20 protein-coding genes are annotated in these 18,930 nt (G+C 70.7%); 11 read left to right on the top strand and 9 right to left on the bottom strand.

What is annotated here, in order from left to right:
* Positions 1–204: 204 nt before the first annotated feature.
* The 4 genes from Q7A36_RS01910 to Q7A36_RS01895 all read right to left on the bottom strand — a co-directional run bounded on the left by Q7A36_RS01910 (position 205) and on the right by Q7A36_RS01895 (position 2,939).
* Positions 205–1,194, bottom strand: a complete 990-nt coding sequence (locus Q7A36_RS01910) for a hypothetical protein (RefSeq protein WP_305101941.1) — start codon at positions 1,192–1,194, stop codon at positions 205–207.
* A gap of 21 nt (positions 1,195–1,215) precedes the next feature.
* Positions 1,216–1,770 (bottom strand): hypothetical protein, encoded by a 555-nt coding sequence (locus Q7A36_RS01905; RefSeq protein ID WP_305101940.1) that lies wholly within the window; start codon positions 1,768–1,770, stop codon positions 1,216–1,218.
* A gap of 423 nt (positions 1,771–2,193) precedes the next feature.
* On the bottom strand, positions 2,194–2,658 hold the full coding sequence (locus Q7A36_RS01900) for a type II toxin-antitoxin system VapC family toxin (RefSeq protein ID WP_305101939.1): 465 nt from the start codon (positions 2,656–2,658) through the stop codon (positions 2,194–2,196).
* Positions 2,655–2,939 carry a prevent-host-death protein gene (locus Q7A36_RS01895; RefSeq protein ID WP_305101954.1) on the bottom strand — a complete coding sequence of 95 codons (285 nt, stop codon included), beginning with the start codon at positions 2,937–2,939 and terminating at the stop codon, positions 2,655–2,657. The genes Q7A36_RS01900 and Q7A36_RS01895 overlap by 4 nt, the downstream gene beginning before the upstream one ends.
* A gap of 137 nt (positions 2,940–3,076) precedes the next feature.
* Between Q7A36_RS01895 and Q7A36_RS01890 the strand changes: the two genes are divergently transcribed.
* The 6 genes from Q7A36_RS01890 to Q7A36_RS01865 all read left to right on the top strand — a co-directional run bounded on the left by Q7A36_RS01890 (position 3,077) and on the right by Q7A36_RS01865 (position 8,430).
* Positions 3,077–3,796: a DUF1028 domain-containing protein gene (locus Q7A36_RS01890; protein ID WP_305101938.1), complete on the top strand. Its 720-nt coding sequence runs from the start codon at positions 3,077–3,079 to the stop codon at positions 3,794–3,796.
* A 98-nt stretch (positions 3,797–3,894) separates the two neighbouring features.
* On the top strand, positions 3,895–4,668 hold the full coding sequence (locus tag Q7A36_RS01885) for a M10 family metallopeptidase C-terminal domain-containing protein (RefSeq protein ID WP_305101937.1): 774 nt from the start codon (positions 3,895–3,897) through the stop codon (positions 4,666–4,668).
* A gap of 48 nt (positions 4,669–4,716) precedes the next feature.
* Positions 4,717–6,222, top strand: coding sequence for an amidohydrolase family protein (locus Q7A36_RS01880; protein WP_305101936.1), 1,506 nt, complete (start codon positions 4,717–4,719; stop codon positions 6,220–6,222).
* A gap of 61 nt (positions 6,223–6,283) precedes the next feature.
* A complete protein-coding gene (locus Q7A36_RS01875; RefSeq protein WP_305101935.1) occupies positions 6,284–6,649 on the top strand; it encodes a SnoaL-like domain-containing protein in 366 nt (121 codons plus the stop codon).
* A gap of 55 nt (positions 6,650–6,704) precedes the next feature.
* On the top strand, positions 6,705–7,676 hold the full coding sequence (locus Q7A36_RS01870; RefSeq protein ID WP_305101934.1) for a Bug family tripartite tricarboxylate transporter substrate binding protein: 972 nt from the start codon (positions 6,705–6,707) through the stop codon (positions 7,674–7,676).
* A 61-nt stretch (positions 7,677–7,737) separates the two neighbouring features.
* Positions 7,738–8,430, top strand: a complete 693-nt coding sequence (locus Q7A36_RS01865; RefSeq protein WP_305101933.1) for a cyclase family protein — start codon at positions 7,738–7,740, stop codon at positions 8,428–8,430.
* A gap of 3 nt (positions 8,431–8,433) precedes the next feature.
* Here the strand turns inward: Q7A36_RS01865 and Q7A36_RS01860 are convergent, their stop codons facing one another.
* Both Q7A36_RS01860 and Q7A36_RS01855 read right to left on the bottom strand, forming a co-directional pair.
* A complete protein-coding gene (locus tag Q7A36_RS01860; RefSeq protein ID WP_305101932.1) occupies positions 8,434–8,721 on the bottom strand; it encodes a cupin domain-containing protein in 288 nt (95 codons plus the stop codon).
* A gap of 203 nt (positions 8,722–8,924) precedes the next feature.
* Positions 8,925–9,755 (bottom strand): BKACE family enzyme, encoded by an 831-nt coding sequence (locus Q7A36_RS01855; RefSeq protein ID WP_305101931.1) that lies wholly within the window; start codon positions 9,753–9,755, stop codon positions 8,925–8,927.
* A gap of 210 nt (positions 9,756–9,965) precedes the next feature.
* Here Q7A36_RS01855 and Q7A36_RS01850 point away from each other — a divergent pair, with 210 nt between their 5' ends.
* Positions 9,966–10,934 (top strand): Bug family tripartite tricarboxylate transporter substrate binding protein, encoded by a 969-nt coding sequence (locus Q7A36_RS01850; RefSeq protein WP_305101930.1) that lies wholly within the window; start codon positions 9,966–9,968, stop codon positions 10,932–10,934.
* A 530-nt stretch (positions 10,935–11,464) separates the two neighbouring features.
* Positions 11,465–12,130 carry a PEP-CTERM sorting domain-containing protein gene (locus Q7A36_RS01845; protein WP_305101929.1) on the top strand — a complete coding sequence of 222 codons (666 nt, stop codon included), beginning with the start codon at positions 11,465–11,467 and terminating at the stop codon, positions 12,128–12,130.
* Positions 12,131–12,383: 253 nt separating this feature from the next.
* Here the strand turns inward: Q7A36_RS01845 and Q7A36_RS01840 are convergent, their stop codons facing one another.
* From Q7A36_RS01840 to Q7A36_RS01830, 3 genes are all read right to left on the bottom strand, one after another.
* Positions 12,384–13,409 carry an alpha/beta hydrolase family protein gene (locus tag Q7A36_RS01840; RefSeq protein ID WP_305101928.1) on the bottom strand — a complete coding sequence of 342 codons (1,026 nt, stop codon included), beginning with the start codon at positions 13,407–13,409 and terminating at the stop codon, positions 12,384–12,386.
* A gap of 65 nt (positions 13,410–13,474) precedes the next feature.
* Positions 13,475–14,431: a Bug family tripartite tricarboxylate transporter substrate binding protein gene (locus tag Q7A36_RS01835; RefSeq protein ID WP_305101927.1), complete on the bottom strand. Its 957-nt coding sequence runs from the start codon at positions 14,429–14,431 to the stop codon at positions 13,475–13,477.
* A 53-nt stretch (positions 14,432–14,484) separates the two neighbouring features.
* Positions 14,485–15,369, bottom strand: coding sequence for an NAD(P)-dependent oxidoreductase (locus Q7A36_RS01830; protein WP_305101926.1), 885 nt, complete (start codon positions 15,367–15,369; stop codon positions 14,485–14,487).
* Between the two features lie 182 nt (positions 15,370–15,551).
* Between Q7A36_RS01830 and Q7A36_RS01825 the strand changes: the two genes are divergently transcribed.
* From Q7A36_RS01825 to Q7A36_RS01815, 3 genes are read left to right on the top strand one after another with little or no spacing between them, the layout of a single operon-like run.
* Positions 15,552–16,742 (top strand): MFS transporter, encoded by a 1,191-nt coding sequence (locus tag Q7A36_RS01825; protein ID WP_305101925.1) that lies wholly within the window; start codon positions 15,552–15,554, stop codon positions 16,740–16,742.
* A 10-nt stretch (positions 16,743–16,752) separates the two neighbouring features.
* Positions 16,753–17,937, top strand: coding sequence for an FAD-dependent oxidoreductase (locus Q7A36_RS01820; RefSeq protein ID WP_305101924.1), 1,185 nt, complete (start codon positions 16,753–16,755; stop codon positions 17,935–17,937).
* The gene (locus Q7A36_RS01815) at positions 17,937–18,890 is read left to right on the top strand and encodes a Bug family tripartite tricarboxylate transporter substrate binding protein (RefSeq protein ID WP_305101923.1); all 954 of its coding nucleotides are present in this window, start codon (positions 17,937–17,939) and stop codon (positions 18,888–18,890) included. The genes Q7A36_RS01820 and Q7A36_RS01815 overlap by 1 nt, the downstream gene beginning before the upstream one ends.
* The last annotated feature ends 40 nt before the right edge of the window (positions 18,891–18,930 follow it).

Below are 18,930 nucleotides of genomic sequence, written 5' to 3'. Positions count from 1 at the left end.
CTCCCTGCCATGGCGTCCGCCGGCGCCCGAGGTGGTCATGCCGAGCGTCCCATTGCCGACTGAACGCCCAAGACCGACTGACCGCACGGAGCGGCCCGCAACCATGCTCCACTAAACTACTGCCCGAACCACGCGACGGGCGCCGGTCAGACTCGGCGGTGGATCCCCGGAAATGGCGCGGGAGCCGGTAGATTCAACCTCGAATCACTTGTAAGATTGGCGAGATGCCGGATTTCGTAGAAGGGCGCGCGCGACTGCTGCGGCCACAGGAAGATCAAGTTCGAGATCCATAAAGAGAAACTGCCCAGAAGGGTTGACTTCAAAAAAATAGACCGTTCCATCCCGCCCTATGCGGAGATCAATGCATCCAACTCGCAACCCGAGTGAGCACATAAGTCTGCGAAGCCCATTCTCAACGGCATTTGCCAAGGTAGTTCTCTCATAGACGACATTTGGATCGGATCTCCAATCGATAAGTGCCTCATGATCGCTCAGGATGTTAGCCGAAAAGCATTCTCCATCGACATAAGTAACTCGAATATCCATGCCTCGTTCAATGCATTCTTGGAAAATAACCGGAGCCAATTCAAGCTCCTCTCGATAAGCTTCAACCGTCTCGATGCTGCGGACTTCTCCAAGCCGATCCAATGGTGGGGTCAGTGGCTTGAAGATAGTTCGCCGGCCGCTTCGCCGGTTCAGGTCGATAAACGCCTGACACCTCGTCGCCGAGTTCGTGACAAGAGTCTTCGGAATCCTAAGACCAACCCGATGCGCAGCGCTGAGTTGGGCCGGCTTGAGCGTCGCCTGCTCCTCTGCAATGGGATCGTTCACACAATTGCAGCCGCTCAATCGAGTCAAGCCCATCAACGCCGCGCGCCATTCTGCTCGGATGAACGAACGATATCGAGGATCCCTGATCGAGTATTGCGCAATCGGCAGCATCGGCCGTCTGAGCCACACAGATGTTGCGGCGCTGAACTCCAGATCGGCAAACGCTCCGAGGAAGACTGAGGCATGTCCCTGACTCGATCGGTCCGACGAGACATCGAGGTCAGCCTCCAAGGAGATGTCCTTATCGATTTCGCGGAAATCGACGACAGCACAAGCGCCGCCCATCTTAACCACAGCCTGCTGGACCGCTAAAGCGTGCAAATCCTCCGGTCCAGCAACTATTACGATATTTGAAATGGACATTTCTTCTCTTTTCTTTTGAATCTAGTCATCGGCCTCTCTGATTGGATCGGAATCAGACCTGGACCCGCCATCTGGGCCAGTGGTTGTCCAGGCGCTGCTCAGGTATGAATAAGTTGTGGTCCCGCCATCGTCTCCAATCGGAACTGGCAATCCAAGTTTCTTCAGCTTTTCCATGATGGACTGAAGGCGTTCCAGTGTCTTGTCTTCAAAGCCGGCGATCTGAAGATCTGGAGATCCATTCATCAGAACCAGTGGGGCCGTATCGCGCCTGACGCCTCCAAATAGCAGAACTCGAGTAGCAGATTCAGCCACGGACTCTCCGTTGATGAGAAGCCTGACAGAACCTGCCGGGCCGAAGCGCGCGTCGCTGACCGAGATCACGGACTCTCTTGGTATCGTGAGAACGACGCCTCCCCCAGTTGCGACGTAGACGCTTTGAGCATTGGCTGCCTGAAGAGTTCCCACAAGCTCAACCGGTTCGATATTATCAGAGCCTGACGCCGCTGGGTCGGGCCACTGAAAATCCTCCGGGATATTTCGATCAAGCAGGAATTTGCTGAGCGCTGAATCGTCCATTGTTGCCCTCGACCATTGTTAGCGTGAAGATATGACATGTTCCCAAATGCTGTTATCGACGTCGCTCTGAAACTCTGCTTTGCTGGTCCTTACCTACAAACCCGCCTGAGGGAAGTTAATCTAAATCAGGTAATCGCGGGCGAGGCAAAGCAGCTTCTTATTATGATGTATCACCTGCGGATATTTCCAACACCGAGGCTTGCCGACGACATCTTCAGAGAATTTGTCTTAAAATATTTCTTTCTGACTTCGAAAAATCAGCCAAGCGGTGGAATTTTTGTGGCTCGAAATCACGCGTTGCAGCGACCTGTCTTGTATAGCAGGGTGCACCGAGGAGATTGATCTCATTATGGTGATTGAACCAAAAAGCTATTGGTCAGAAGATCTTTTTCAACTCATAAATACCAGGACCGCTGAACGCAGTCATGCGGTTGGCCGGTCGGCGGTAGGCAACATCTGGCTTTCGGAAGGTGACTGCCTCTCCCGGATGACTGGAGTCAGCGCAGAGCCGCCGCCCACCACCCGCACCGGATACTGCCCGCTCCGCCCATCCTGCGTGACGAAACCCGCCCCCTCCGCGATCGCCTGCGCGATCAGCAGGTGGTCGAAGGGGTCGCGGTGATGCGCCGGCAGCCCGGCCAGGACGGCCAGATGCGCCGGCGCGATGTCGAGCATCCGGAAGCCGTTCCGCCGGACCTCGGCGACGATCTCCCGGATGTCGCCCTCCAGCTTCCCCACGCGCTGCTTGACCACGATCTCCCAGAGCGAGCCGGCACTGACCCAGACCTCGTTCGCCGGGTCGGCGATCAGCCCGCGCGTCGCGGCGCCGAGCCGCGGGTCGTCCATCAGCCACCAGAGCAGCACATGGGTGTCGAGGAGGAGCTTCACCCCTCCTCGCCCTCCATCGCCGCCAGCAGGTCGGGCGGCAGCGTGTCGAAGTCGGGTGCCGGGCGCAGCCGGCCGCGCAGCCCGCCGGGCTGGCGTCGCGGCGCCTCGGGCGGGGCGGGCGGCCGCAGCTCCGCCACCACCCGGTCGCGGGCGGTGACAAGGATGGTGAAGCCCTCCTGCACCTCCTGGAGATAGGCGGCGAGGTTGCCGCGGAGGTCGCGCACCCCGACCTTCCGGGTCGTGCCCGCCTCGGTCGGGTCGAGCGGATCCCGCGGGTCCATGACCGCACCCTTCTGCGTACGCATGACATGTACATCACGCCACGCCGCCGCGCAACCGATATCATTCCCCTTCCCGCCCGGCCCCGCGGCAGTCCATTCTGTCGCATGATGCCGTCTTCGCTCCGGAACGCCCTGACATGACCTGGTCCATCGTCGCCCATGACCCCGCGACCGGCGCCTTCGCCGTCGCCGTCTCCACCTGCAACTTCGCCGTCGGCGCGAGCTGCCCCTTCCTCCGCGCGGGCGTCGGCGCGGTCTCCACCCAGTCCTTCACCAACCGCTACCTGGGCCCTGCCATCCTGGATGCGCTGGAGCGCGGCCTGGCGCCTGCGGATGCGATCGAGAGCGCGCTGGCCGGCGACAAGGGCCGTGGCATCCGCCAGGTGCATTGCGTGGACCGGCACGGCCGCAGCGCCGCCTTCACCGGCGACAACTGCGTGGACTGGTGCGGCGACAGTCCGGACAAGGGCTTCTCGGTCGCCGGCAACATGCTGGCCGGGCCGGGCGTGGTCGCCGGCACCGCCGCCGCCTTCCGCGTCAATTCCGGCCTGCCGCTGCCGGAGCGCCTGATGCTGGCCATGGAGGCCGGCGAGGCCGAGGGCGGCGACAAGCGCGGCCGGCAGTCCGCCGCCATGCTGCTGACCACCACCGAGGACTTCCCCGACCTCAACCTCCGCGTCGACGACCACAAGGACCCGCTGGTGGAACTTCGCCGCCTGCTCGGGATCTGGCGGGAGGTGCGGGCGCCCTTCCTCGAGGACGCGCCGCGCAAGGCCGATCCCTCCGGCAAGTGCGACATCGATGCGATCGAGACGAGCTGGATCGACCGCGGCGTGACCCTTCGCTTCAGGCGCTAACACCAGACCTCACTGATCGCGCATTCGTGGAGTGCGTGAGCCGGCTGGATACTTCAGGTTGTGGATATTGAATATCGTATCCACTCCTGGAGAGCGCCATGACCAGCATCACCGGCACGATCGGCGACGACACCCTGGACGGCACCGCCGCCGGGGACAGCATCCAGGCCGGCGCCGGCAATGACCTGATCCGCGGCGACGGGTTGGCCGGCCCGCACCCCGCCATCTACCCCGACCCGACGACCGGCCCCGCGCCGGAGGGCAATGCGATCGGCGCCGGCGCGGGCGACGACACCGTCTTCGGCGGCTACGGGGCGGACACGGTCCATGGCGGCACCGGCGACGACCTGATCCTCGGCTGGGGCGTGCTCACCGGCGGCAGCGCCTATGCCGAGGCCTATGCCCGCGACGCCGACCGCGGCGACCTGCTGCGCGGCGATGCCGGGGCGGACACCATCTGCGGCGGCGGCGGCTATGACCTGCTCGACGGCGGCGACGGCGACGACGTGCTGGACGGCGGCGTCGGGGCGGATACGCTGATCGGCGGCGCGGGTGCCGACATCTTCGTCTTCGGCGCGACCGATGCCCGCGCCAGGCTCCCCGTCTTCGATACCCAGGGCGACGTGATCGCGGACTTCACCGAGGGGCAGGACCGGCTCGACCTCTCGGCCTTCGCGCACCGGGTGCCCGCGGCCCCGACCGACGTCCTCGCTGACACGGCCTTCACCGATCCGACGCATCTGCAGGTGCGCAGCATCGTTCAGGGGGCGAATACCCACGTCGAGATCCACCTGCCCGGCTATGCCACGGACCAGGTCATCACCCTGCTCGGCCAGCACCACCTCTCGGCCGCCGATGTGATCTTCGCCTGACTGGCACGCGGCTGGCATGCTCCCGGCGACCAGCCGGGAGCGTCACGCATGGCCAGCATCGAACGGGGCATCCTCCTCATCACCGGCGGGCGCCTGGCGGACCCCGCCCGGCGCCGCGCCGAGCCGGCCGACATCCTGATCGAGGACGGCGTCATCCGCGCCGTCGGCGCCGGGCTCGCGGCGCCGGAGGGGGCGCGGGTGGAGGATGCGGCGGGGCTGCTGCTGCATCCCGGCCTGGTCAATGCCCATACCCATGGCCATGGCGGCCTGGCGCGGGGCCTCGCCGATGCCTGGACGCTGGAGCTGCTGCTGGCGGCGGCGCCCTGGATGGGCGGCGGGCGGAGCCTCGCCGACAAGAAGCTCTCCGCCCAGCTCTGCGCCGCCGAGATGGCGCTGAAGGGCGTCACCGCCTGCTACGACCTCTATGCCGAGGCGCCGCTGCCGACGCGCGAGGGGATGGATGCCGCGGCCGAGGCATACGCGGAGGTGGGGCTGCGCGCCGTCATCGCCCCCATGGTCGCGGACCGCACGGTCTGGGACGCGGTGCCGGGGCTGAAGGACGCGCTGCCCGATGCGCTGCGGGCGCAGGTGGACCGGCTCGGCCCCGCGCCCTGGGAGGCGACGCTCGCCGCCATGGCGGACATCCTGCGGCACTGGCGCTGGGCCGGGCAGGACATCCGCGCGGCCCTCGCCCCGACCATCCCGCTGCACTGCGCCGACGAATTCCTCTGCGGCTGCGGCCGGCTCGCCGCCGAGCACGGCGCGCCGATCCAGAGCCATGTGGCGGAGAGCAAGCTGCAGGCGCTGGCCGGGATGCAGCGCTACGGGAAGAGCCTGGTGCAGCACCTCGATGCGCTCGGGCTCATCGGGCCGCGCTTCTCGGCGGCGCATGGCATCTGGCTGACCGATGACGACCTGCGGATCATGGCCGACCGGGGCGCGGCCATCGCCCACAACCCGGGCAGCAACATGCGGCTGGGCAACGGGATGTTCCGGCTGCGCCGGGCGCTCGACCTCGGCGTCACGGTCGGGATCGGGACGGACGGCGTCTCCTCCTCCGATACCTCCAACATGTACGAGGCGATCCGTGCCGCCTTCCAGCTCGCCGCCGTGCAGACGCCGGACCCGGCGGAGTGGGTGACGGCGGAGGAGGCCTGGCGCGCGGGCACCCAGGGCTCGGCCAGGGCGCTGGGCTTCGCCGATATCGGCGCCATCGCACCCGGCATGAAGGCCGACATCGTCTTCCTCGACCTGCAGCACCCGAACTGGATGCCGCTGAACGCGACGGTCAACCAGCTCGTGCATACGGAGGACGCGAATGCGCTGCGCCACGTCATGGTCGGCGGCCGCTTCATCGTGCGCGACCGCCGGCTGCTGACGCTGGACCTGGCGCGGCTGGCGCGGGAGGCGGAGGAAGCGCGGGCGCGGCTCGAGGCGCTGAATGCGGAGAAGCGGGCGCTCTTCGCACTGCTCGAGCCGGTCGTCCGCAGCTTCTGCCCGGCCTTCGCCAAACGGTCATATCCGGTGCGCCGTTACCTCTGCGATCCTGCTTGAGGCCGGGGTCGCGTTCCTGATACGTTCACGGTGCGCCATGAGCGGCGCGGAGGGACAGCCGATGAGCAGCACCGTGGAGATCGCGCAGGAATTCGCCGCCCTCTGCAAGGCGGGGAAGTTCGAGGAGGCGGGCGAGCGCTTCTGGGCCGAGGAGGTCGTGAGCGTCGAGCCCATGGAAGGCGACATGGCCGTGCTGAAGGGCAAGCCGGCCGTCAAGGGCAAGAGCGCGTGGTGGTACGCCAACCACGAGATCCACGCGACCGAGACGCATGGCCCCTATGTCAACGGCGACCAGTTCGCGCTGCGCTTCCACATCGACGTCACGCAGAAGCAGAGCGGCCAGCGGATGCAGATGGAGGAGGTCGGCCTCTACACGGTGAAGGACGGCAAGGTGGTGGAGGAGCGCTTCCTCTTCCGCATGGGCTGAGGCCCGCCTGGCACGGCGCTGGCTTGGCGCGGGCGATCCTGCCGGAGCCCGCGCCATGCCGACCCGCCGAAGCCTGCTCGCCGCCGCCGCCACCCTGCCGCTGGCGAGGGCCGCGCGCGCGGAGCGCTGGGCACCGGACCGGCCCTTGCGCCTCGTCGCGCCCTTCCCGCCCGGCGGCGCCTCCGACCTCGTCTCCCGCATGCTGGTCGAGGAACTCGGCCCGGCGCTCGGCCAGCCCATCGCCGTGGAGAACCGCGCCGGCGCCGGCGGCGCCATCGGGACGGAAGCGGTGGTGCGCGCGCGGCCCGACGGCCTGACGCTGCTGATGGGCAGCCAGGCGACGCATGCGACCAATCCCGCGCTGAACCCCGGCCTCGCCTTCGACCCGATGCGCGATACCGCCGTGGTCGCCGGCATCTGCGGCGTGCCCGCCGTGCTGGTGGTCCATCCCGGCGTCCCCGCCCGCACGGTTCAGGACCTGGTGGCGATGGCCCGCGCGAAGCCCGGCGAGTTGCGCTACGGCTCCGCCGGGATCGGCGCCTCCACCCATCTCGCCGCGGCGCTCTTCGCCCATCTCGCGGGCATCGAGCTGACGCATGTGCCCTATCGCGGCACCGGCCCCGCCATGCAGGACCTGCTCGGCGGGCGGATCGAGATGCTGACGGACACGCTGCCGACCTCGCTACCGCATATCCAGGCGGGGCGGCTGCGGGCGCTCGGCGTCTCCACCGCCGCGCGCTCGGCGAGCCTGCCCGAGGTGCCGACCCTCGCCGAGGCCGGGGTCGAGGGCTACGAGGCGCTGAACTGGTACGCCGTCTATGCCCCCGCCGGGACGCCGGAGCCGGCGCTGGCCCGGCTGCATGCGGAGATCGCGGCGGCGGTGGCGCGGCCGCGCTTCCAGGAACGGTTGGCGCAGCAGGGCATGCTCCCCTTCCCCGGCAGCCGTGAGGAGCTTGCGGCCTATGCCGCGGCCGACCGGCAGCGCTGGACCGCGCTGGTGCAGGCGACGGGCATCAAGCCCGATTGATCCCGCGCGCCGTCGCGCCGAGCATGACGCGTCGTACGCCGAGCCCGAAGGAGTCCTGCGCATGCCCGAATTCGTCGATCTCTCGCGCGAGATCTTCCACCGCACCCAGACCCATCCCAGCCATCCGCCGGTTGTCATGACGGTCTGGAACGACCATTCCGAGAAGAAGGTCGCGGGCGGCACCACCTTCACCAGCAAGGCGCTGTCGCTGGCAATGAGCGACCATGCGGGCACGCATGTGGACGCGCCGGTGCATTTCGACCCGCGGCCGGGCGCGCCCTCGATCGACCAGGTGCCGCTCGAGAATTTCTACACCTCGGCCATCTGCCTCGACCTCAGCCATGTCCCGCTGAAGCACGCCATCACCGTGCCGGAGATGGAGGCGGCGCTGGAGCGCTCCGGCCAGGAGATCCGGCCGAAGGACACGGTGCTGCTCTGGATGGCGACGAACGAGCGCCTGCTCGGCAAGCCGGGCTACCTGCACGACTTCCCCGGCCTCGCGCTCGAGAGCGTCCACTGGCTGGCCGACCGCGGCATCGGCATGTTCGGCGTGGAGGCGATCAGCCCGGCGCCGGAGGGCGAGCCGAACTTCCAGGCGCACATGGCCTGCGCCGAGCGCGGCATCACCCATATGGAATGCCTCGCCAACCTCGATAAACTCGTCGGCCGCGGGCGCTTCACCTTCATCGGCTTTCCGCTGAAGATCCGCGGCGGCACGGCCAGCCCGATCCGCGCCGTCGCGATGTTCCCCTGAGGCTCAGCGCGCCTTGCCCGGATTGTCCGCCGGGTTGACGTAGAGCAGGCCGAAGGGACCCGTGCCGGTCACCTGCACCACGGCCTCGGCGGCCTCCGTCCAGACGGAATGCGGCATCATGCCGGGGAGGTAGACGAAGCCGCCGGGGCCGAGGCGCTCGCCGCGCTCGCGGTCCAGCCGCTCGCCCATGGCGTGCTGGAGGGTGCCGGCGCGGCTGCCCGGGTGATGTGGCGCATGGGACGTCCTCCTGCGTCTTGCCGCGCCGGCGGCGCGGGGCGCCACTCTAGCCATGGGTCACTCCGGCGGGTGCCCGTTCCGCCGGCGGCCAGGATACGGTCGCTCGTGGCGCGCATCCCGCGCGCTCGACCCCGTCGAGCGCACCTCGAGCCCCGGCCATGGGGCCCTTGACTCGCCAAAGGCCCCATGGCTCCCCGCATTGGTCGCCTTCGACGGCGTCGAAGGCGCCGCAGGGCGCCGTCGCAGACCCTGTGCCGTTATGCCGCCGCCAGGCCGAGCAGCCGCCGCGCCTCCGCCGCCGTCGCCGGCCGCCGGCCGTGGCGCGCCACCGCCTCGGCCGCCAGCCCCACAAGTTCGGCATTGCTGGCCGCCAGCCGGTCCTTCGAGAGGCGGATATTGTCCTCGAGCCCCGTGCGCACGCCGTCGCCGCCGCGCGCCAGCACCCAGTCCATCACCCGCGCCTGGTTCACGCCGATGCCCGCCGCCGTCCAGGTCGCCTTCGGCAATTGCCGCCGCAACTCGCCGAGCAGGATGTCGAGCAGGTGCTCCTCCGCCGGCATGGCGTTCTTCACGCCCATGACGAACTGCACATGCGGCCGCTCGTCCATCAGCCCGGCCTCGACCAGCCGCCACGCGCCGTGGATGTGGGAGAGGTCGAAGACCTCGATCTCCGGCCGGATGCCGTTGTCGCGCATCTTGGTCGCCAGGTCGGTCACCAGCGCGGCGGAGTTCTCGTAGACGATGGTCGGGAAGTTGACCGAGCCGGTGGAGAGCGAGGCCATGTCGGGCTTCAAGACCAGCGAATTGCCCCGCGCCGCCGGGTCCCGCCCGCGCCCGCCGGTCGAGAACTGCACGATCATCCCCGGGCAGTGCCTGCGCACCCCCTCCTGCACCTGAGCGAACAGGGCGGGGTCGGAGGAGGGACTCTCGTCCGGGTTGCGGACATGGATGTGGACGAGGGAGGCGCCGGCCTCGAAGGCCGCATGCGTGCTCTCTACCTGCTCGGCCGGCGTGGTCGGGACGGCCGGGTTGTCCTTCTTGCGCGGCACCGAGCCGGTGATGGCGACGGCGATGACGACGGGCTCCATGCGAGGCCTCCCAGGTCCGGGTTCCGGCGAACCCCTCGGGGTTCGCGCTGCAAAAAGATCCCACGCAGGCTTTCACCCCAAGGGTGCGGTCCACCGGCAGTATGGCCCAGGCTGCGGAATCCTGCGCGGGCGCAACGCGGCAGGGCACGGCATTGTTCGCGCCCGGCGGGCCGCGGCCCGCCATGGCATGCGCGTTGCTGCGCCCCGGGCATGACCTCCCTGCCCCGCCGCGCGCTGCTCGCCGCCCCGCTCCTCCTGCCCGCCCTCGCCAAGGCCCAAGGCTGGCCCGAGCGGCCGATCCGCTGGATCGTGAACTTCCCGCCGGGCGGCGCGGCCGACACGCTCTCCCGCGCCCTCGGCGAGAGCATCGGCGGCCGGCTCGGCCAGCCCATCGTCATCGAGAACCGGCCGGGCGCCGGTGGCCTGGTCGGCGCCGACCTCGTCGCCAAGGCGCGCGGCGATGCGCATGTCGTCATCATGTCGAATGCCGCCTCGCATGGCATCGGGCCGGTGCTCTACCCGAGCGTGCCCTATGACCCGCTGGCGGATTTCACCCACATCGCCCTCGTCGGGACCTTCGCCAGCGTGCTGGTGGTGAACCCCGGCGTGCCCGCCCGGACCCTGCCCGACTTCGTGGCGCTGGCGCGCGGCCGGCCCGGCGGCTTCGCCTATGGCACCGGCGGCAACGGCACCATGAACCACCTAGTCGGGCAGTTGCTGGCGCGCGCGGCGGGGATCGAGCTGACGCACGTGCCCTATCGCGGCTCGGCGCCGGCGCTCGCCGACTGCATCGGCGGGCAGATCCCGGCGGTCATGGAGAGCCTGCCGATCGCCCTGCCGCATCTGAAGGCCGGGCGGCTGCGGGCGCTCGGCACCTCCGAGGCCGGGCGCGACGCCGCCCTGCCGGAGACGCCGAGCTTCGCCGAGGCCGGCTACCCCACCGCGCGCAGCACCAACTGGTTCGGCTTCTCCGCCGCCGCCGGCATTCCGGACGGGATCGCCGCGCGCTGGGGCGGCGTCATCGCCGCGGCGCTGGCCGACCCCAGGCTGCAGGAGCGCTTCGCCGCCATCGGCGTGGTGCCGGGGCGGATGGGCGCGGCGGAGTACACCGCGCTCATCGCCGCCGAACTCGACCGTTGGCGCGGCGTGATCCGGGATGCCGGGGTGAAGCCGGACTGAGCCTGCGGCTGCGCCAGGCCTGAGAACAGCCCGGGGGCGGCGCCCGTGCCGCCGCCCGGCCGGCCTGCTCGGCGCGTGCCGGGCCTCACCCGAGGCAATTCGTAAAATTCTCCGTCGCAGGCGGGCGATCCGCGCCTGACGCCGACTCGCGAGCGGTGGCCGGAAGGCGGGCGGGACGCGGTTCCGGCGGCCGGCAAGCCCGCATCGCGCCCTCGTGCCGCCGCCTGACGTGAGATCGGCCGCAGGGCGCGGCATTGCCGCGCCGGTTCGGCGAGAAGTTCCTTGCCAAAATCTTGCCAAGACTGAAAATACTCGCGAGAAGAAACCTCCTTCGTTCGCGAATATCTCGTTACAGGACAACGCATCGCGAGAACAGTGTCAGAATCTCTTACAGAATTTTTGCTCAAGCGTCCGTGTATACGATAAGTACTTGGACTCAAACAGGCCGTTTCATTGGCACGATTATAGCAGTTCCTGACTGCCGCAGAGCTAGATATCTCAACAACCTGCGAGCATTTCTGAGGTCAGATATGCCGAGTGTCACTCAGCCCATCCTGTACGCGACGATGGCTCTGGTTCTCTCTGCCGGCGCAGCCATGGCAGCGCCCATTGCGCCCAACAGCACCGTCAGCATCACCGGCGGCGTGGCCGGGCTGCCCTCGGGCGGAAACATCTCTACCGCGACCGGCCTCGACTTCCTGAACAACGGCGTGGCAGGGACCCCGGGCGGCACCATCGACCTGAACGCCAAGTCCACGGGTACCTTTGCGCCGCTCTTCACCCTGCTCGGCTGTGCGATGTCGGCCTCGGCCGGAGGATGCGGCACGATCACCGACCTGCCGGCGGGATCGCTGGTCGTGGGCAGCCGGTTGATCAACGACTTCTACACGATTACCGAGAACGCGCTGACGCTTCACTTCGATCTTGCGGCCATTACCGATGTCACGCGCTCGGATGCCGGCCTGACGTCTCTGTCCCTCTCCGGCACCGGTACGTTCCGGCTGGCCGGTTATGACCCGACGCCGGGCATCTTCACCCTCACGGCGCAGGGCAACGGGGAGACCACCTTCTCCGCGCAGACCAAAGCGGGCGTGACCCCGGTCCCCGAGCCGACCTCGCTTGCCCTGCTCGGTGCCGGACTTCTCGGCCTCGGTGTCAGCACGCTGCGTCGCAACCGGCGCGCTGCCGCGGTCTGATGCCGACCGGCAGAAGCCTTGCCTTCTGCCGATGGTTATCGCGCACCGGTCGGCGTGGTGCGCCGACGGCCTGACGGCTGCGCGACAGCCTACAGCCCATGCCGGTCAGCAATCATGCTGGCCGGCACGGGCGATCCGCAATCGGTCGTCACGGTGGTGGAATTCCTGACAAGGCGGCGCGCCGACGGCGCCGCCATCCAGGCCCGCCCCCGGGGCACCCGCTCCGCCGGGGCCGCGTAGCGGACCCCCCGACCTATCCCTTCGGCCCCACCTTCCGCGCCAGCCAGCCCGCCAGCCAGTCCGCGACCTCCAGGCTGTTCCGGTCCTGCATGAGCATGTGGGAATTGCCCTTGATGCCCATCTCCGGCAGCACGGCATTCTCCACCTGCCCGCCCGCCGCATTGGCCGCCGCGGCGAAGTCGCGGCAGCCCTTCAGCCGCGGCGCCCAGCGCGGCGAGAGATCGACATAGTCGCCCCACAGCACCAGGATCGGCAGGCCCTTGTAGGGCGCCATGTCGCCCGTCGCGGCGGGGCAGGCGCCCGGCTCGATGGAGACGATGCCGGCGATGCCCGCGCGGTTCAGCGCCGCGGCCTGGAAGGGATAGATGCCGCTCTGCGAATGGCTGACCAGCACCGCGCCGCCGAGCCTCTGCGCCAGGTCCGCCAGCGCCGGCACGGTCGGGTTCGGCGTCGGCAGGCTGTTCAGCCAGTCCGGCACCATCTGCTTCCAGAACTCCTCCTGCGCCTCAAGCGGGAAGAGCATGCCGGGGAAGACCTGCGGATACTCGGCACCGAAGCGGAAGATCGCCCAGGCCGGCTCGTGCCCGGCGGAGAAGACCGTCGGCAGCTCGTCCGGCGGGGCCTTGCCGCTGCGGACGCGGTTGATGCCGACGGGGCTGGCGGCGGAGCGGCCGCGCCAGGCCTGGTCCACCACATAGGTCGGGTGGCCGCGGCGGAGGAAATACTCGTCCCAGCCCATGCGGCCGTCGGGCGTCGTCTCCCAGGTCTTGCCGGTCAGGCAGCAGCCATGCACCAGCACCAGCGGCCGCCCCGTCGCCGCCGCCGGCACCTGGTAGCGGACATAGACCTGATCGACGGTGATGGTGCCGGAGGGCGCATAGGCCGGCAGGGTGGAGAGGGCATCCGCCTTCACCTCCCGCCCGCCGATGAAGAAGCTGCCCTGCCTCTCGATGGTCAGCGGCCCGCCTGGCGCCGGCTCCGCGGCGGCCGGCAGGGCCAGCATGGCCGCGGCGAGCGCGGCCTTGACGATGTGTCGCATCGGAATCCTCCCCCTTCGATGGCGGCGGCGCGCCCGTGCCCGGCACGCGGCGCGCGGCGCCCGCCTCAGCCCGGCTCGATGCCGACCTCGCGCGCGCGGTCGCCCAGTTCGCGGATCTGCCCGGCGAGGAAGGTCCGGAACCACTCCGGCTCGGTCGGCCGCGGGACATAGCCGAGCCTGGCCACGCGCTCTGCGAACTCGCCGCTGCCGAGCGCCGCGTTCATCGCCGCATTGGCGCGCGCGACGATGGCGGGCGGCGTGCCGGTGGGCACGCCCATGCCGAACCAGAAGCGGAAGCCGTAGCCCGGCAGCATGGTCGCAACGGGCGGGATCTCTGGCAGCAGCGCGAAGGGCTCCGGCTGGGTGATGCCGAGGGCGCGGACCTTGCCGTCCCTGATCTGCGGCACGCCGGCCGGGATGTCGGTGAAGGTGCTGTCGATCCGCCCGGCGATGACGTCGGTCAGCGCCTCCGGCCCGCCGCGATAGGGAATGCCCGTCATCTCGACGCCGGCCATGCGCGCCAGCGTCGCCGAGGCGATATGGGCGCTCTGGTTGCCGTAGCTGAAGGTCAGCGCGCCGGGCTTCTCCTTCGCCAGCGCGATCAGGCCGGGCAGGTCGCGCGCGGGATGGTCGGCGCGGACCACCAGGATATAGGCCGTCTCGGCGAGGAAGCCGATCGGCTGGAAGTCCTTCAGCGGGTCGTAGGGAAGCCTGCGCACGACATAGGGCGCGAGGGCGCCGTTGGTGACGGACAGCACGCACCAGGTCAGGCCATCCGTGCCGGCGCGGGCCGCGCTCTCCGTCCCCACCACGCCGTTGCCGCCCGGCCGGTTGTCGATGATGACGGGCTGGCCGAGCTCCTTTGCCAGCGGCTCCGAGAGGTGGCGGATCAGCGTGTCGGTGACGCTGCCGGCGGGGAAGGCGACGACGATGCGGATCGGGCGGTCGGGCCAGGACTGCGCCAGCGCCGGCGCGGCCAGCAGCGCGGGGGCGCCGAGGAGGGCGCGACGCGTCAGGTGCATGGCGGACCGGTCCAGGCCTTCGCACGGTGCCGCACCCAGGTCATCGGGCCGCGTCACCGGCCGGCCCCGAGGAAGCGGTGGATCTCCGTGTTGTCCGCCTTCGGCCCGAGCGCCGCGACGGCCTCGCCCCAGAGCGCGCGGCAGAGCTGCAGCGCCTTGGCGTCGAAGCCCGTCTCGGCGGCGATGGCGCCGGCGGTCTCGAGGTCCTTGCGCATCAGGCCGAGCTGGAAGCCGCCCTGGTAGCGGCCGGGCAGGATCTCCTGCTTCACCTTGGTCTCGGTGGCGATGTTGCGGCCCGACGACGCGTTCAGCACGTCGGCGAAGACCGCGAGGTCGAGCTGCATCGCCTCGGCCATGCGCAGCGCCTCGGCGGTGGCCAGCAGGCCGGCGGCATAGACGTAGTTGTTCAGCGCCTTCATGGCATGCGCGCTGCCGACCGCGCCGGTGCGGATCAGCGTCTCGCCCATGTCGCGCAGCACCGGCTCGGCCTTGGCCCAGGCGGCATCCTCGCCGCCCGTCATGATGGCGAGCGTCCCGGCCTTGGCCTTCACCACGCTGCCCGAGACCGGCGCATCCACCAGCATCGCGCCGCGCGCGGCGGCGAGCGCCGCGAGGCGTCGCGTCTCGCCGGGGAGCGAGCTGCCCATGTCGATGACGAGCTGCCCCGCGCGCAGCGCCGGCAACAGCCCGCCCTCGCCTTCCATCACCTGCGCGACCACGCGGCTGTCGGGCAGCATGAGCACGATCACCTCGGCGGCATCGGCGACGCCTGCCGGCGTCGCGGCGAAGCGCACGGCGCCCTCGGCGAGCGCGGCGCGCGCCGCCTCGCTGCTGTCGCAGGCGACGAGGCTGCGCCCACGTCGCAGCAGGCTGCGCGCCATGGGCAGGCCCATCATGCCGAGACCGATGAATCCGACCGGTGCGCCGGTGCCGGACATGCCGCTTCCTCCTGGGATGTTCGGCGGCAGACTCCCCCGGCGCGGCCCGGCTGGCAAGCCGGCCCCGGGCGCTTGGTCGATGCGCGCCGATTGCGGCGCCGGGGTGGGTCCACAGGTGCCCGCTTTATCTCTAGCCTGTCGCCGTGACCGCCCCATCCCGGATCGCGCCATGGGTCCTCCCCTTGGGCGCCACGCTGCTGATGCAGGCGGTCGCCTCCGGCATGGTCCAGATGCTGCCGGTGCTGGCGCCGCTGCTGACGGGCGATGCCGGCCTCCGGCCGGAGAGCATCGGGCCGCTGAACGCCGCCTCGGCCGCCGGGACGGTCCTCTTCCTGCTGTTCGGCGGGGCGGTGCTGGCGCGGCTCGGGCCGGTGCGCGGGCTGCAGGCGGGGACGGCGGTCTCGGCGCTCGGCCTGCTGGTCGCGGCCATCGGCACGCTGCCCGCCTTCCTCGCCGCCACCCTCCTGCTCGGCATCGGCTATGGCCCGACGCCGCCGGCCGGCAGCCGCATCCTGGCCGCGACGGCGCCGCCGCGGCACCGGACGCTGATCTTCTCGATCAAGCAGGCCGGGGCGCCGCTGGGAGGGGCGGTCACCGGGCTGCTGGCGGCGCCGGCCGCCGCCGCCTTCGGCTGGCAGGCGACGCTCGCCCTCGCGGTCGGGCTGGCGCTGCTCTGCGCCCTGCTGATCCAGCCGCTCCGCGAGAGCCTCGATGCCGAGCGCGAGCCGGGCCGGCGCATCTCGCCGGCCGCGCTCCTCGGCCGCGCCAACCTCGCCGCGCCCTTCCGGGCGCTGCGGGTCGATCCGCTGCTGGTCCCGCTGGCCGCGCTCGGCTTCGGCTTCGCGGTCGCGCAGGGCTGCCTTTTCGCCTTCTGCGTCACCTGGCTGGTGGAGGCGCATGGCCTCTCGCTGGTCGCCGCCGGCTCGGTCTTCGCGGCCATGCAGGGGGCCGGGATCGTGGCGCGCATCGCGCTGGGCTGGCTGGCGGACCGGACGGGGCGGGCGGCGCGGAACCTGGTGGTGCAGGCCCTGGCCGCCGCCGGCGCGTTGGCCCTGCTCGCCTCGCTGCCGGCCGGCACGCCGCCGGCGCTGCTGCTGGCGGTCGCGGCGGCGAACGGCTTCCTCGCGGCGTCGTGGAACGGCATCGTCATGGCGGAGGTGGCCCGCCTCGCCCCGCCCGCCCGCATCCAGGACGCGACCAGCGGCTCCACGCTGCTGATCTTCTGCGGCTATGTCGCGGGGCCGGCGGCCTTCGGCGCGCTGGTGCCGCTGCTCGGCGGCTGGCGGGCGCCCTTCCTGGTGGTGGCGGCGCAGCTCGCGCTGGGCGGCGTGGCGACGGCGCTGCGGTTGCGCCGCGGCGCGCGCGGCTGTTAGCGTCGCGGCCATGACGCTTCCCGTCCTCATCGCGGGCGCCGGCCCGGTCGGGCTGGTCGCCGCCGCGGCGCTGCAGCGGGCCGGCGTCGCGGTGACGGTGCTCGAGGCCGAGCCCAGCCTCCCCGCCGAGCTCCGCGCCTCCACCTTCCATGCACCGACGCTCGACATGCTGGACGAGCTCGGCGCCGCGCGGCCGCTGATCGCGCAGGGGCTGGTCGCGCCGGCGCTGCAGTACCGCAACCGCGACCACAGCCTGATCGCCGGCTTCGACTTCGGCATCATCGCCGACATCACCCGCCATCCCTTCCGGCTGCAGGCGGAGCAGTTCAAGCTGACGCGCATCCTGGCAGGGCTGCTGCGGGACAGGCCTGGCGTCGCGCTGCGCTTCGGCGCGGCGGTGGAGAACGCCGAGGACCTGGGCGAGCGCGTGCGCGTCACCCTCGCGGACGGCACCGCGGTGGAGGGGTCCTGGCTGATCGGCGCGGACGGCGCGCGCAGCGCGGTGCGCCGCGCCGCCGGCATCGAGTTCCAGGGCTTCACCTGGCCGGAGCGCTTCCTGGTGCTCTCGACGCCCTTCGAGTTCGCCGAAGCCATCCCGGGCCTCGCCGACGTCTCCTACTATGCCGACCCGGAGGAGTGGTTCTTCCTGCTGCGCGTGCCCGGCCTGTGGCGCGCCATGTTCCCGGTGAAGCCGGAGGTGAGCGAGGAGGAGGTCGCCTCGGACGCCTTCGCCGCGGCGCGCATGGCGCGCATCCTGCCCGGCCGCTCCGGCTACGAGATCCGCCACCGCACGCTCTACCGCGTCCACCAGCGCGTGGCGGAGCGCTTCCGCAGGGGCCGGATCCTGCTGGCGGGCGATGCGGCGCACATCAACAACCCGCTCGGCGGCATGGGGCTGAACGGCGGCGTGCACGACGCCATGAACCTCGCGGAGAAACTGGCCCGGGTGGTGCTGGACGGCGAGGACCCCGCCCTGCTCGACCGCTACGACCGCCAGCGCCGCGGCGTGACGGTGGAGCACGTGCAGAGCCAGACCATCGCCAACAAGCAGAACCTCGAGGCACGCTCGCCCGAGGACCAGGCCGCCTTCCGCGCCCGCATGGCCGCGGCGGCTGCGGACCCGGCGCAGGCGCATGCGCTGCTGACGCGCATGTCCATGATCGCCAGCCTGCGGCGCGCGGCGGAGATCGCCTGATGCGCCGGCGCGCGCTGCTCGCCGCGGCGCTCGCCACGCCCGCCCTGGCCGAGGAGCCCTGGCCCGCGCGCCCGATCCGCCTGGTCGTCCCCTTCCCGCCCGGCGGGTCCAGCGACTTCGTCGCCCGGGTCGCGGCGGAGCGCATGGCGCGCGGCCTCGGCCAGCCCGTGGTGATCGAGAACCGCGCCGGGGCCGGCGGCAACCTGGGGACGGAGGCGGTCGCCCGCGCCGCGCCGGACGGCCATACGCTCGGCCTCGGCGCCGTCGGCACGCTCGCGGTGAACCGCTTCCTGTTCCGCCGCCTGGCCTACGACCCGGACCGGGACCTCCTGCCCATCTCGCTGCTCGCGGTGGTGCCGAACCTGATGGTCGTGCCGCCCGCGCTGCCCGTCGCCTCCGTCGCGGACTTCGCCGCCTGGGCGCGGGCGCGGGGTGCGGCCGTCAGCTTCGGCTCCATCGGCAACGGCACCTCGCAGCACCTGGCCGGCGTGCAGTTCAACATGCTGACCGGCACCCGCATGGTGCATGTCCCCTACCGCGACCCGGCGCAGGTCAACTCCGACCTGATGGAAGGGCGGGTGCAGGTGCTGTTCCAGACCATTGCCGGCGTCGCCGACCTGGCGCGCAGCGGCCGCATGAAGCCGCTGGCCGTGACCGGGGAGGACCGGGTGCCCGCCTTCGCCGGCCTGCCGACGCTGCGCGAGGCGGGGGTCGACGTCACCACGACGGGCTGGTTCGGCCTGGTCGCGCCGGCCGGCGTGCCGGAGCCGGTGCTGGCGCGGCTGGAGGCGGAGGCCGTGGCGGCGATCGCCGACCCGGCCGTGGCCGCGCGGATCGTGGAGGCCGGCAGCCTGCCGCGCGCCGGCGGCCGCGCCGCCTTCGCCCGCTTCATCGCCGAGGAGACGCTCCGCATGCAGGCGATCGTGCGCGCGAGCGGCGCCGTCGCCGACTGACGCCGCTCCGCGGCGCGCCTCCGGCGGCGGCAGGCGAGCC

The sequence above is a fragment of the Paracraurococcus lichenis genome (assembly GCF_030657435.1).
Lineage (GTDB): Bacteria > Pseudomonadota > Alphaproteobacteria > Acetobacterales > Acetobacteraceae > Paracraurococcus > Paracraurococcus lichenis.
Note: the sequence above shows the minus strand (reverse complement) of the source record. Positions and strands in the feature narration are given on the sequence as shown.